The sequence below is a fragment of the Marinobacter antarcticus genome (assembly GCF_900142385.1).
Taxonomy (GTDB): Bacteria; Pseudomonadota; Gammaproteobacteria; order Pseudomonadales; family Oleiphilaceae; genus Marinobacter; species Marinobacter antarcticus.
Genome location: NZ_FRAQ01000001.1, coordinates 45453 through 58018, shown reverse-complemented (window position 1 = coordinate 58018; position 12566 = coordinate 45453). Strand labels below are relative to the sequence as shown.

The window sequence follows — 12566 nt, the reverse complement described above, 5'->3', positions numbered from 1 at the left end:
GGTATCATACACACAAACCGAATCAGGGAACACGTATGCGGGTAGTATCAATCAGCGTCAACGGTCTTGCCCGGGCTGTTGAGAAAGGTTTCTTTGACTGGCTAGCCGAGCAGGACGCAGACGTTGTCTGTGTTCAGGATCACCGTATGCGCGCGTATGAAATTGAGGATTTCAATCTCATCCCTGAAGGGTATGAGGCCCATTTCATTGATGGCGAAAACAATGAGGATGGCGGCGTGGGTATTTACACGCGGCATTTCCCCAAGGCCATTATGTACGGTTTTGCCAACGAGCAGGCGGATCGTGAAGGGCGCTTTATTCAGGCGGATTTTGACAAGGTTTCTGTTGCCTGTGTGCTGGCTCCCTGCGCTCTTGGTCGTGAGGATGAGCTGATCAGTGAAGATGATCTGACGGTGCTTGACCACAAAGATGACTTTATGGAGGCATTCGGGCTCCACATGCAGAAAACGCTGCGTAAGCGCCGTCAGTTCATTTTCGGTGCGAACCTGCAGACGGCTCATCATGTGACGGATGCCAGTCCTTTGTACCACAAGCTGGATTTTTCCGGGTTTCTGCCCCACGAGCGTGCCGGGCTTGACCGGCTGTTTGATGAGATGGGCTGCGTTGATGCGTTCCGCGACATCAACAAGCAGGGTAATCAGTTTACCTGGTGGCCGGAGCAGGCTGAAGGTTCACCGAAGAATGCGGGTATTCGGGTGGATTACCAGTTGATCACGCCGGGTATTCGCAAGACCATTCAGGATGGCTGGATCGACAGCACGACGCGCTTTTCGGATCACGCTCCTGTGATCATGGATTACGATATCGAGATTGGCCTTTAAGCTGGCTTGAGCCTTGGGGGAGTGTCGGCAGTGATGCTGTGCTCCCAGACACGCTGCAAGTACATCCCTGTACGCTTGTTTCCGGCCATCCTTGGCCTCCAACAGTCTGGGAACACAGCATCACTGCCGACACCCAGGCTTCTGCGTTGGCTTCTTTATCCTTCCAGCGCTTCTTTCTGCAGTACGAATAACTTCTCAATGCCTTGTTTGGCAAGCACCAGCATGCTGTCCAGTTCTTCCTGAACAAACGGCGCACCTTCTGCAGTTCCCTGGATTTCGATAAAGCCGCCCTGGTCGGTCATGATGACGTTCATATCTGTTTCGGCTTCGGAGTCTTCCGGGTAGTCCAGATCAACCACCGGTGTGCCTTTATAAACGCCAACGGAAAGTGCCGCTACCATTTGCTTCAGGGGTGACTTCTTCAGGCGCTTTGTCGTAACCAAATGGTTCAGGGCGTCGACTAAAGCCACGCAGCCGCCGGTAATGGCTGCTGTGCGGGTGCCGCCGTCAGCCTGGATCACGTCGCAGTCTATGGTGATGGTGTGCTCGCCCAGACCTTCCATGTCGACGGCTGCGCGCAGGGAGCGGCCGATCAGGCGCTGGATTTCGACAGTGCGTCCGCCCTGTTTGCCACGGGCGGCTTCGCGGCCCATGCGGCTGCCGGTTGAGCGGGGCAGCATGCCGTATTCGGCGGTGATCCAGCCTTTGCCTTGGCCGCGCAGGAAGGGCGGCACTTTGTTTTCTACGGACGCGGTGCAGATGACTTTGGTGTCCCCGAATTCAACCAGCACGGAACCCTCAGCGTGGCGGGTGTAGTTCCGGGTAAGGCGAATCTCTCTGGGCTGTTCGGGCGTTCTGCCGCTTGGACGCATAGTATTTCCTGATATCTGAGGTAAGTGTCCGGGAAACTGTCCCGGTCGGACTCGGGTTTAAAAGCCGTGAAGTATAACACGTTGGGTCAGGGTACCGGAGTGCCGGGCGGGGGCTCTCTTAGTTGTTTAAGGGACTGCTTGAATAATCGCTTGAAGTGGAGTTCGCCGCAGGTGATCGCTGCCTGTTAGACTCGTGTTATACGATCACAATTAATGACAAAGCCGGAGCTGCCATGATCAGAAGTATGACTGCATTTGCCCGGAAGGATGTTCAGGATAGTCAGGTAACGCTGACCTGTGAGATTCGTACCGTCAATCATCGGTATCTGGAGCCGTCTTTCCGGTTGCCGGAAGCTCTTCGGGAGCTTGAAAATCCGTTTCGGGAGGAGCTGCGAAAGCAGTTGAAGCGGGGCAAGGTGGATGTGTCGATTCGTCTTCAGTCGGCTGAGTCGAGCAGTCCGGGGTTTGAGATTAATGAGGATATAGCGCATGCGGTTAATGAGGCTGCAAACCACGTTAATCGAATGCTGGATAACCCGGCGCATATCAGTGCCCTGGATATTCTGCGCTGGCCCGGCGTGTTGTCGGTGCCGGAACAGGACTTCAGCTCGGTCCGGGAGGCAGGCCTGAACCTGTTCCGGCAAACTGTTGCAGAGCTGGTGGTTGTTCGTGAGCGGGAGGGTGAGCGTCTGTGGCCTTTGTTTGAGGAGCGCCTGGCGCAGATGAGAGCTCTGGTTGTCACAGTTCGCGATGGGATGCCCGGATTGCTGAAGGCGCAGGAGGAACATCTGCGTGAGCGTTTCCAAAAGGCCAAAGTAGAGCTGGATCCTGAGCGTGTTGCTCAGGAAATGGTGATGCTGGCACAGAAGAGCGATGTGGCGGAAGAGCTGGATCGGCTGGATGCCCATATCAGCGAGGTTACTGACACCCTTAAGCGTGATGAGGCGATTGGGCGCCGGCTGGATTTTCTGATGCAGGAGTTGAACCGGGAGGCCAATACCCTGAGCAGCAAGAGTATTGATGCCGGTGTAACCCGTGCTGCAGTCGACTTGAAAGTGCTGATTGAGCAGGTGCGGGAACAGGTGCAGAACGTCGAGTGATTCAGCTCTGCCCTGGTCAGGCCGGACCCAGACTGTTCAGCGGCTCCGGCAATTCCAGTTTCACCCGCTGTCGGCTCAGGGGGCAGTCAAACTCAAGGCTGGCAGCCAGCAGTTGTAATGGAGTCTTGGCGGGCTTGCCGTAAAGGCGGTCGCCGACAATGGGGTGTCCTATGCTCTGCAGATGCTTGCGAATCTGGTGTTTTCGCCCCGTTTCGATGGCTATCTGCAGGAGGCTGGTCTGGCCGGTTTCATCCGTGCTCAGCGTGGTAACTCGGCTAATGGCAGCTTTACCGTCAACCGGCGTGTCGATGAGCTGATCCTGAGTATGGATAATGCCTGTTACCCTGGCCAGGTATTGCTTGGTTATGGTGCGCCCGGCAAAGCATTGGGAGAGGGCGCCAGCGGCTTTCGGGTCGTGAGCGATAAGCATCAGCCCGGCTGCATCGGCGTCCAGCCGGTGGATCAGATGGCAAGGGCGTTTGAGTTCAAGCTCAGCCCAGCGCAACAGGCTGCAGTGGTCTCCCCATTGTGAGCCTTGTGCCAGCATGCCATGGGGTTTGTACCAGACGCTGTAGCGGCTTTTGTCCACTATCAGAGTTGCCGCTTCTGGCTTTCGATCCAGCACGTTCTCGTCGTAGTAAAGCTGCAATCGCGTACCAGCCTTGACCTCCCGGGTTGCGCGCCGGAGTCGTACCTGCTTGCCCTTTAGTGTCCACCAGCACGCGCCCTTGTTCATGGCATCCTTGATGCGCTGGCGCGAAAGCCCTGATGCCTGGCTCAGGGCTTCAATAGCGGTTTCGGGTTGTTCTGTCGTAACGTCGAATTTTCTGCGCATTACTGGCCAGCATCTCCGGGTTTGATGGCAAGCAGATCGGTTCTCAGGTGAGTGAGCACTTTCTCTGCGGTATTGCCAATTACCCTGGCTCTCAGGCCGGTTTTGCCGCTGGTGCCAATCACCACCAAATCAGCTTTCAGCTTGCTGGCAATGCTGGGGATAACCTTGTGTGCGGGGCCAACGGCCATATGAATCTGATCCCGGCTCAGGTGCCAGGTATTGCACAGGTGAGTGATGGCAGGCTCCAGTGCTTCTCTGTGCCTCTGTTCGTGCTCGGCCACATTGATGATCTCAAGATCTGCCAGCACCTCGGAAATATGCAGCGCATGGACCAGGTGGACTTCCGTTCCGAACGTTTTGGCCAGAGCGCTGGCCTGTTCGATGATTTTTGCGTTGAGCGCCTTTTTGACCGGCTTGGTAGAGCTCAGGTCTACCGCTGCCAGGATCGGATGGGCGTGATTCCACTTCTGTTCCGCAACGAGCATAACTGGAACCGGACATTCCCGGATCAGGTGCCAGTCGGTCGGTGTGTACAGAAGGGTTTCGGAGCGGCTTCCGGTTTTGATCACGGCCTTGAAACGGTTGGGGTGGCAGTGTTCGATAATCCACTGATGTATATTCTTTTCCCACACCGTGTGCGTGGTTGCTTGAACGTCGCTGCAATCCGAAAGCGCCAGCATCTGATCCAGCCAACGCTGGCGAAGCTCGATCAGTGCATCCCGGGCGCGCTGCTGTAATGCAGGATCTGAAGGCGGAGCGCCAAGGTGTTCATGGGTGAAGGCCACGATTTCCAGGTGAGCGCCAGTGGCGCGCGCCAGTTCGATTCCTCGGGCCAGAGCCTTCTGGTGCTTGTGGGCCGGATCCATGACAATCAGAAGTTTATCCATGCTGGCTTTCCGTCGTTTTGCTGTGCTTGGGATTGATGCTGCGGTATTACCTGCAGCGAGCCTAATGTTACCAGTTGTCGAGGCATCCGGGATGCGGTGTTTGGTCAAAGGCCGTATAATTGCCGGTTTTCCGGGCCTTCAGTAATGGCGGCCAGATCCAGTTCAGGAGTTGTCGAGTCATGAGCCAGGCCGGTGAAACGGGTACTCTGTTTGTCATTTCTGCGCCATCGGGTGCTGGCAAAACCAGTCTTGTAGCAGAAATGTTACGCGCAGATCAAAAACTGGGAGTGTCTGTCTCACACACTACCCGCCCTATGCGCGAGGGTGAGAAAGACGGCTTCAACTACCATTTCGTCAGCCGTGGTGAATTTGAAACCATGATTGGTCGTGGGGACTTTCTGGAACATGCCGATGTTTTCGGCAATTACTACGGCACGTCCCAGGTTTGGGTCCGGGAGATGCTGGCCAGGGGGCAAGATGTCATTCTTGAGATCGACTGGCAGGGTGCCGGGCAGGTAAGACACCTTATCCCCGAGTGCGTCAGTATTTTCATCGTGCCGCCGTCACCTGAAATCCTGCGGGATCGCCTGGTGGGCAGAGGTACTGATGCGCCGGAGGTGGTTAAGCGTCGTCTGTCTGAGGCCAGAGAAGAGTGTCGCCACGTTGCGGAGTTCGATTATCTGGTCGTTAACGATCACTTCCGGGAGGCTCTGGCCGATCTGCTGGCAATTGTCCGCAGCCAGCGCCTGCAGATTGTTATCCAGCAGACACGGCACCAGCGCCTGCTCTCGGGGCTCTCGGATGTAAACAATAACCCGGCATGACTCGGGCTTTTTCTATATACAAATTGTGCCGCTGGCAGTAGACTATGCGGTCTGCTGAATCAGTCATTTTTATATTGTCGGGGAAGTTATGGCACGAGTTACCGTTGAAGACTGTCTGGAACACGTTGATAACCGCTTCCAGCTGGTGATGTTGGCTACCAAGCGTTCCCGTCAGCTTGCCACCAAAGGTGCCGAGCCGATGGTTGCAGACGAAAACGACAAGCCCACGGTAATCGCCTTGCGCGAAATTGCCGCAGGCTTGGTTAGCCGCGATCTGCTGAACGAAATCGAAGAAGATTAAGGTTGATGCGGGCATATCTAGCCCGTGCTGCACAGGAAAGCATTGAAATCTGTCTCCGCAGTTTTATAGAGTAACTCTCTGGACGGTTGCTGGAAGGACAGAAGAGAGGCCCGGATGCATGCATTCGGGTTTTTTTGTTTCTGCTCCTGGTAACAGTGGGGAATCGGAATATTACGGAGGCGCGGTGTCGCTTGATGCTACGGTAGAAGGGCTGGCGGGTGAGCTCAGTACCTATCTGGATACCAATCGCGTTAATCAGGTGCGAAGGGCCTACTATTACGCCGAGCAGGCCCACGAAGGCCAGATGCGCAAAAGTGGCGATCGTTATATAACCCACCCCCTTGCCGTTGCTCATATTCTTGCCGGCCTGAAACTCGACCATCAGAGCCTGATGGCCGCTATGCTTCACGATGTCATAGAAGATACCGGTATCCCCAAGGATGCGCTTGCCGAGCAGTTCGGCGACGATGTAGCAGAGCTGGTCGATGGCGTCAGCAAGCTGACCCAGATAGAGTTTCGTACCCGTGCGGAAGCCCAGGCGGAGAACTTCCAGAAGATGACCCTGGCTATGGCCCGGGATATCCGGGTTATTCTGGTCAAACTGGCTGACCGCCTGCATAACATGCGTACTCTGGGCCCCATGCCCTATGAAAAGCGCCAGCGCATTGCCACAGAAACCCTCGATATATATGCCCCGATCGCCAACCGTCTGGGTATGCATGCGATCTCCACCGAGCTGGAAGACCTGGGTTTTTCATCCCTGCATCCGATGCGCTCCCGCTATATCTCCAAGGCCGTAGAAAAACTGCGCGGCAGTCACCGTGAGATTATTGAGGATATCCGCAGCAGGCTTCAGGAAAAGCTGGAAGAGCGTGGTTTTCCGGGCCGGATACTCGGGCGTGAGAAGCACCTGAACAGCATCTACAATAAGATGAAGCTCAAACAGAAATCGTTCCACGAAATCATGGACGTATACGCCTTCCGCATCATTACGGATAACGAAGACGACTGCTATCGGATTCTGGGCGCAGTTCACAGCCTTTATAAGCCAATGCCTGGCCGGTTCAAAGACTATATCGCGATGCCCAAGGCCAATGGTTACCAGTCACTGCACACAACCCTGTTTGGCATGCATGTAAACATCGAAATCCAGATCCGCACCGAGGAAATGGAACATATTGCCAACGATGGTATTGCGGCGCACTGGATGTACAAGAACGAGCCGACCAGCGCGACCAGCGCGAACCAGACAAGGGTAGACCGCTGGGTTAAAGGCTTGATGGAAATGCGTGAGCGGACAGATGACTCCCTCGAGTTTATCGAGCACGTAAAGGTGGATCTCTTTCCGGACGAAATCTATGTATTTACCCCAAAGGGTAAGATCATGGAGTTGCCCAGAGGCGCAACCCCGGTGGATTTCGCTTACGCGATCCATACGGATATAGGCAATGCCACGGTGGCCTGTCGGATAAACCGGAATCTGGGTTCTCTTAGCAAACCCCTGCAGAGCGGTCAGACCGTCGAGGTGATTACAGCACCCGGCGCCCGCCCCAATCCTGCGTGGCTCAGTTTTGTGGTAACCGGCAAGGCGCGCAGCAGCATTCGCCACACTCTTAATAGTCAAAAGCAGGCGGAATCGCTCGATCTTGGGCGCGCTCTGCTGAAAAAGTCCCTCAATGGGTTTGGCGTTCGTTTGTCCAGTCTTGACGATGCCCAGAAACAAGCCGTTGTTAATCATAATCAGGTTAACAGCTTTGATGATCTGGTCAGCGATATCGGCCTGGGCAACCGCATGGCCTACCTGGTGGCACGCCAGCTTGTCAGTGGTGCGGAAAGCGCAGAGTCCGGAGCGTCGGCAACGGATATCAAGGGCGCTGACAATGCCCCTGTAACCATACAGGGAACCGAAGGCATGTTGGTTCACTTTGCCACATGCTGCAAACCGATCCCCGGGGATCCGGTTGTCGGGGTGATGGACTCCGGAACGGGCATGGTGATCCATTCAGACACCTGCTCTCGCCTGCCAGAAGATAATGAAGGTCGGTCCCGCCTGACCAATCTTACCTGGGCCAAGGATATTACCGATGAGTTCTCCGTAGAGTTACGCGTTGAACTTGAGCGCCAGCGCGGCGTGATTGCGGAAGTCGCCAACGCAGTAGCTATGGCGGATGGCAATATTGAGCGCATTAACGTGGACGAGCAGAACGCTCGCTTCGGCGTGGTCAGCCTGGTGGTTAAGGTACATGGCCGCAAGCACCTGGCCCGCGTAATGCGCAGGGTTCGTAACATCAAGGCCATCACGTCGATCAATCGTGTGAAATACTGAACCTGGCGCAGGTGTGTGGTTGACAGCTCCTGTGCCGAAGGGCGACGATTGGCGTTTTAGACGAGAGGAAATTGAACGGTATGACCAACAAATCTGTAATCCAGACTGAAAACGCACCTCAGGCAATTGGTACCTATTCTCAAGCTGTAAAGGCGGGTGACACGGTCTATATCTCTGGTCAGATTCCGCTGGTTCCCGAGACAATGGAAGTGGTGGCTGGGGATTTTGCAGCCAAAACCCGACAGGTGTTCGAAAACCTTAAAGCTGTATGTGAAGCGGCTGGCGGTGAGCTGAAGGATATCGTCAAAGTGAATATCTATGTGACTGACCTGGCGAACTTTGCCACGGTCAACGAAATTATGGCGACTTACTTTCCAGAGCCTTACCCGGCCCGGGCGGCCGTTGAGGTTTCAGCTCTGCCCAAGGGTGTTCCGGTAGAAATGGAAGCCGTGATGGTGCTGAGCTGATATTGCACAAAACGGTAAGACTCAGAACAAAGGCGGCCTAGGCCGCCTTTGTTCGTTAATGGGTCTGGCCTTTGTCAATCATTTCGCGGTAGCCGGCCCGGAAATCCGGATAGCGAAAGGTAAATCCGGTTTGCAGCAGCCGCTGATTGTTACAGCGCTTGCTGCCGGCCCTGCCGCCTTTTCTGGCCTCAGCTACCGGCTCAGCGCAGGGAACCTGCTGGCGAACCCAGTCAACCACTTCATCAAGGCGAACCGGCTCGCAGTCGCTGGCTACATAGCAGTTGTCCAGTGGCTTTCCTGAAAGCGCCAGCCCGTTGAGATAGGCCACGGTCGCTGCTGCGTCCTCCTCGTGAATGCGGTTGCTGAACGGCGCCGACTTCATTGGATTCATGCGGCCCTCAATAACCTCTTCCAGAAAACGCCGCCGCGAAGGTCCGTAAATCCCACTGAAGCGAACAATGGTTGCGGGGTGGTCGCTGTTTAGTGCCGTTTGCTCACCGGCAAGTATTTGCTGGCCCGTGACGCGGGAGGGGGAAGCCGGGCTGCTTTCATCTACCAGGCTGTCATCATTCTGGGCGTAAACGCTCGTGCTGCTGATAAAAAAGAGACGTTTCAGTGACTGGTCACCTAATGCCTCAAGCAGGTTGCTCAGGCCGTTAACATAAGCATCTTGATACCCCTGCTCGTCGTAACTGGAAGGAGTCAGGCAGTATATAATGCTATCCAGGTTCTCCGGCAGTTTGCCGGCGAGGGTTTCCGGGCGAGTCAGATCTGCACCAATACCCTCCACGCCTTCAGGTACTTTATCCGGATTGCGACGAAGTCCGTAAACCTGAGCGGACTCTTTCAATATACCGGCGATGGCGCCACCAAGTTTGCCGCAACCGGCAACAAGAATTCCCGGCATACTATTGCGTTCAGTGATTGCCATAGACAATATCAATCCTTATCCTTTAACCCATAAATAAGTGACATTTCGACCCGTATCTATTTGACCGGAGACCACCATGACTCTTACCGAGTTACGATACGTCGTTACGCTTGCCCGTGAAAGGCATTTTGGCAGGGCTGCCGAGCGCTGCCATGTCAGCCAGCCAACACTCAGCGTCGCGGTCAAAAAACTGGAAGACGAATTGGGCATTCCTCTGTTTGAGCGTAGCAAGAGCAGCATTCGCGTAACGGAAACCGGTCAGCGCATTGTCGAGCAGGCCCAGCGTGTTCTGGATCAGGTGGGCGTGATCCGCGATATGGCTCAGGATGGCAAAAGCCAGCTGAGCTCGCCGCTCAAGGTCGGGGCAATTTACACCATTGGGCCCTATCTGTTCCCGCACCTGTTGCCAGAGCTGCGCCGTGCGGCACCGGAAATGCCGCTGTACATCGAAGAAAACTACACGGCCAGTCTGCGCCAGAAGCTGCGCCAGTCTGAACTCGACGCCATTATCATTGCGCTGCCGTTTGAAGAAGCGGAAGTACTCACATTGCCACTATATGACGAGCCTTTTGTTGTGCTTCTGCCTGCGGACCACCCTCTGGCAAAAAAGGAACAGATCACCGGTAAAGAGCTCGCCCACGAGCAACTTCTCCTGCTTGGTCCCGGGCACTGCTTCCGGGATCAGGTGCTGGAATCCTGTCCGCCCCTGGTGGACGCAGTTACCCGCAGGGCCGATGTCGGGTCGCCTTCGCTGGTCACCGAGGGAAGTTCCTTGGAGACCATTCGTCATATGGTTGCGTCCGGTTTGGGAATTACGGTACTGCCGCTCTCTGCGGCCACCGTCATGCATTATCACAAAGATGTACTTGTAACCCGGCCTTTTGCTCCGCCTGTGCCTTTTCGCACTGTTGCGCTGGCCTGGCGGGTAACCTTTCCCCGGCCGAAAGCTATTGATATCCTCTCGCTTGCAGCCAGCCAGTGTCGTGTGATTGAGAAAGCGAAAGCGGACACTCCGGTTGCTGCCGAAACGGACTGACATCAGCCATGGCATCATTGGATGATATCCCGGTTACTGAGCTTAAGGGCGTAGGAAGCGCCCTGGCTGAGAAGCTTGCGCGGTTGGGTATCGCCTCGCTGCAGGATTTGCTGTTTCATCTCCCCCATCGTTATGAGGATCGCACGCGCATTGTCCCTATGGGCAGCCTGAGGATAGGCGATGTCGCCGTGGTTGAAGGCGAGGTTATGAAGGCGGATCTGATGATGGGGCGGCGCCGCAGCCTGCAGGTTACGCTGAAAGATAACAGCGGGTTTCTGGTAATGCGGTTTTTTCACTTCAATGCCGCCCAGAAAAACCAGCTGGCAGAAGGCGCCCGGGTTCGATGCTTCGGTGAAGTGCGCCCGGGCCGTGCCGGATACGAGTTTTACCATCCGGAATATCAGGTGAATCCGCCTCCTATGCCAACAGGCGAGCAGGCAGTTCTGACGCCAGTCTACCCGCTGACCGAAGGTGTTCAGCAGCCCCGTGTCAGAGGGCTGTGCCAGCAGGCTCTGGGATACCTTCAACGCCATCCGATTCGTGACTGGCTGCCCGCTGAACTGTTGGCTGGTTATCGGCTGCCTGGGATCAGCGAAGCTGTCCAGATGGTACATTCTCCGCCAGCCAATGCCCCGGTTGATCTGCTGATGGAGGGGCGTCATCCGGCACAGCAGCGGCTGGTTATGGAAGAGTTGCTCGCCCATCAGTTAAGTATGCTGCAGGTTCGCGCACAGATTCAGGCGCGCCAGGCCCTGCCTCTGCTGCCTGCAGGAAATCTGTCCGAACGTTTTCTCGAGGAGTTGCCGTTTTCACTGACGGGCGCTCAGCGTCACGTTGTGAGCGATATTCGGCAGGATCTTAGTCAGCCATTGCCCATGCTCCGGCTGGTTCAGGGCGATGTGGGTTCCGGCAAAACCGTGGTCGCTGCGCTGGCGGCGATCCAGGCCATAGGGGCGGGAGCTCAGGTGGCTCTTATGGCACCGACAGAAATACTCGCCGAGCAGCATTATCGGAATTTCTGTGGCTGGCTTGAGCCCCTGGGCATAAGGTTGGCCTGGTTGTCTGGCAAGGTAAAAGGAAAGGCGCGGAAAGAGGCGCTGGAAGCAGTTCAGACTGGAGCCGCCAGCGTGGTGATAGGCACTCATGCGCTGTTCCAGAATGATGTAGTGTTTCATCGCCTTGCCCTGGTTATTGTCGATGAGCAGCACCGGTTTGGCGTGCACCAGCGCCTGGCATTGCGTGAAAAAGGGGTAGGTGGCACTCTGGCGCCGCACCAGCTGATCATGACCGCCACGCCTATACCGCGCACTCTGGCCATGAGCGCCTATGCCGATCTTGATACTTCGGTAATTGACGAGTTGCCGCCGGGCCGAAAACCGATTGAGACCATCGTAATCCCGGACAGTCGCCGGGAAGATGTGATTGAGCGTGTGCGCAGCGCTTGTACAGAAGGGCGCCAGGCTTACTGGGTCTGTACCCTTATCGAAGAATCCGAAGTATTGCAGTGCCAGGCAGCAGAGGTGACTGCTCAGGAGCTGGAGGAGCGGTTACCGGGCCTGAAAACGGGGCTGGTACACGGACGTCTCAAATCGGCAGAAAAAATTGCGGTGATGGAGCGATTCAAGCAAGGAGAGCTGGACCTTCTGGTTGCCACAACCGTGATAGAAGTAGGTGTGGATGTTCCCAACGCCTCGCTGATTATTATTGAAAACCCCGAACGCCTGGGGCTTGCCCAACTTCATCAGTTGCGGGGCCGGGTGGGCCGGGGCGAGCAGGCGAGCTTCTGCGTACTCATGTATCATCCGCCTTTGTCTGCCAACGGCAAAGCGCGATTGCAGGCACTGCGTGACAGCCAGGATGGATTTGTTATTGCCGAGAGAGACCTCGAAATACGAGGGCCTGGTGAAGTGCTGGGCACCCGGCAGACTGGCATGATGCAGTTTCGGCTGGCAGACTTTGAGCGAGACAAAGGCTGGATTGAGCCGGTGCGCGAGATGGCACCAGGGCTTATGCGGCACCCTCAGCTGGTGCAGGCTCTGATCAGGCGCTGGCTGGGCGAAAAAATACGTTATGGCGATGTGTAAACTGGCTCTATATAAACGTTTATACTCAAACCATGCCCTATAATTATAATGAAGGGCCCCA

Annotated in this window: 12 protein-coding genes; 8 read left to right on the top strand and 4 right to left on the bottom strand. The window is 55.7% G+C overall.

Annotated features, from left to right (window positions below; genetic code table 11):
- Positions 1-35: 35 nt before the first annotated feature.
- Positions 36-842 carry an exodeoxyribonuclease III gene (locus tag BUA49_RS00280; RefSeq protein WP_072794816.1) on the top strand — a complete coding sequence of 269 codons (807 nt, stop codon included), beginning with the start codon at positions 36-38 and terminating at the stop codon, positions 840-842.
- Between the two features lie 155 nt (positions 843-997).
- On the opposite strand, the gene rph is transcribed toward BUA49_RS00280, so the two are convergent.
- Positions 998-1714 carry a ribonuclease PH gene (gene rph / locus BUA49_RS00275; protein ID WP_072794815.1) on the bottom strand — a complete coding sequence of 239 codons (717 nt, stop codon included), beginning with the start codon at positions 1712-1714 and terminating at the stop codon, positions 998-1000.
- Between the two features lie 233 nt (positions 1715-1947).
- Here rph and BUA49_RS00270 point away from each other — a divergent pair, with 233 nt between their 5' ends.
- Positions 1948-2814 carry a YicC/YloC family endoribonuclease gene (locus BUA49_RS00270; RefSeq protein WP_072794814.1) on the top strand — a complete coding sequence of 289 codons (867 nt, stop codon included), beginning with the start codon at positions 1948-1950 and terminating at the stop codon, positions 2812-2814.
- Positions 2815-2830: 16 nt separating this feature from the next.
- Here the strand turns inward: BUA49_RS00270 and BUA49_RS00265 are convergent, their stop codons facing one another.
- Both BUA49_RS00265 and BUA49_RS00260 read right to left on the bottom strand, forming a co-directional pair.
- Positions 2831-3649 carry an RluA family pseudouridine synthase gene (locus BUA49_RS00265; protein ID WP_072794813.1) on the bottom strand — a complete coding sequence of 273 codons (819 nt, stop codon included), beginning with the start codon at positions 3647-3649 and terminating at the stop codon, positions 2831-2833.
- Positions 3649-4536: a universal stress protein gene (locus tag BUA49_RS00260; protein WP_072794812.1), complete on the bottom strand. Its 888-nt coding sequence runs from the start codon at positions 4534-4536 to the stop codon at positions 3649-3651. The genes BUA49_RS00265 and BUA49_RS00260 overlap by 1 nt, the downstream gene beginning before the upstream one ends.
- A 179-nt stretch (positions 4537-4715) precedes the next feature.
- On the opposite strand from BUA49_RS00260, the gene gmk reads away from it, so the two are divergent.
- From gmk to BUA49_RS00240, 4 genes are all read left to right on the top strand, one after another.
- A complete protein-coding gene (gmk, locus tag BUA49_RS00255) occupies positions 4716-5360 on the top strand; it encodes a guanylate kinase (RefSeq protein WP_072794811.1) in 645 nt (214 codons plus the stop codon).
- Positions 5361-5448: 88 nt separating this feature from the next.
- Complete coding sequence (gene rpoZ / locus BUA49_RS00250; RefSeq protein WP_072794810.1) at positions 5449-5661, top strand: DNA-directed RNA polymerase subunit omega; 213 nt, start codon at positions 5449-5451, stop codon at positions 5659-5661.
- 184 nt (positions 5662-5845) lie between these two features.
- Positions 5846-7987 (top strand): RelA/SpoT family protein, encoded by a 2142-nt coding sequence (locus BUA49_RS00245; RefSeq protein ID WP_072797521.1) that lies wholly within the window; start codon positions 5846-5848, stop codon positions 7985-7987.
- 80 nt (positions 7988-8067) lie between these two features.
- Positions 8068-8454: a RidA family protein gene (locus tag BUA49_RS00240; protein WP_072794809.1), complete on the top strand. Its 387-nt coding sequence runs from the start codon at positions 8068-8070 to the stop codon at positions 8452-8454.
- Positions 8455-8509: 55 nt separating this feature from the next.
- Here BUA49_RS00240 and BUA49_RS00235 read toward each other — a convergent pair whose 3' ends face one another.
- Positions 8510-9385 carry an NAD-dependent epimerase/dehydratase family protein gene (locus tag BUA49_RS00235; protein ID WP_072794808.1) on the bottom strand — a complete coding sequence of 292 codons (876 nt, stop codon included), beginning with the start codon at positions 9383-9385 and terminating at the stop codon, positions 8510-8512.
- A 76-nt stretch (positions 9386-9461) separates the two neighbouring features.
- Between BUA49_RS00235 and BUA49_RS00230 the strand changes: the two genes are divergently transcribed.
- On the top strand, positions 9462-10421 hold the full coding sequence (locus BUA49_RS00230; RefSeq protein WP_072794807.1) for a hydrogen peroxide-inducible genes activator: 960 nt from the start codon (positions 9462-9464) through the stop codon (positions 10419-10421).
- An 8-nt stretch (positions 10422-10429) separates the two neighbouring features.
- Positions 10430-12505, top strand: coding sequence for an ATP-dependent DNA helicase RecG (gene recG / locus BUA49_RS00225; protein WP_072794806.1), 2076 nt, complete (start codon positions 10430-10432; stop codon positions 12503-12505).
- The last annotated feature ends 61 nt before the right edge of the window (positions 12506-12566 follow it).

Excerpts from the sequence above, each read along its gene's own strand:
- BUA49_RS00280 (WP_072794816.1), top strand. The coding sequence starts at position 36 with ATGCGGGTAGTATCAATCAGCGTCAACGGTCTTGCCCGGGCTGTTGAG.
- BUA49_RS00270 (WP_072794814.1), top strand. The coding sequence starts at position 1,948 with ATGATCAGAAGTATGACTGCATTTGCCCGGAAGGATGTTCAGGATAGT.
- rpoZ (WP_072794810.1), top strand. The coding sequence starts at position 5,449 with ATGGCACGAGTTACCGTTGAAGACTGTCTGGAACACGTTGATAACCGC.
- recG (WP_072794806.1), top strand. The coding sequence starts at position 10,430 with ATGGCATCATTGGATGATATCCCGGTTACTGAGCTTAAGGGCGTAGGA.
- BUA49_RS00265 (WP_072794813.1), bottom strand. The coding sequence starts at position 3,649 with ATGCGCAGAAAATTCGACGTTACGACAGAACAACCCGAAACCGCTATT.
- BUA49_RS00260 (WP_072794812.1), bottom strand. The coding sequence starts at position 4,536 with ATGGATAAACTTCTGATTGTCATGGATCCGGCCCACAAGCACCAGAAG.
- BUA49_RS00240 (WP_072794809.1), top strand. The coding sequence starts at position 8,068 with ATGACCAACAAATCTGTAATCCAGACTGAAAACGCACCTCAGGCAATT.
- rph (WP_072794815.1), bottom strand. The coding sequence starts at position 1,714 with ATGCGTCCAAGCGGCAGAACGCCCGAACAGCCCAGAGAGATTCGCCTT.
- gmk (WP_072794811.1), top strand. The coding sequence starts at position 4,716 with ATGAGCCAGGCCGGTGAAACGGGTACTCTGTTTGTCATTTCTGCGCCA.
- BUA49_RS00230 (WP_072794807.1), top strand. The coding sequence starts at position 9,462 with ATGACTCTTACCGAGTTACGATACGTCGTTACGCTTGCCCGTGAAAGG.
- BUA49_RS00235 (WP_072794808.1), bottom strand. The coding sequence starts at position 9,385 with ATGGCAATCACTGAACGCAATAGTATGCCGGGAATTCTTGTTGCCGGT.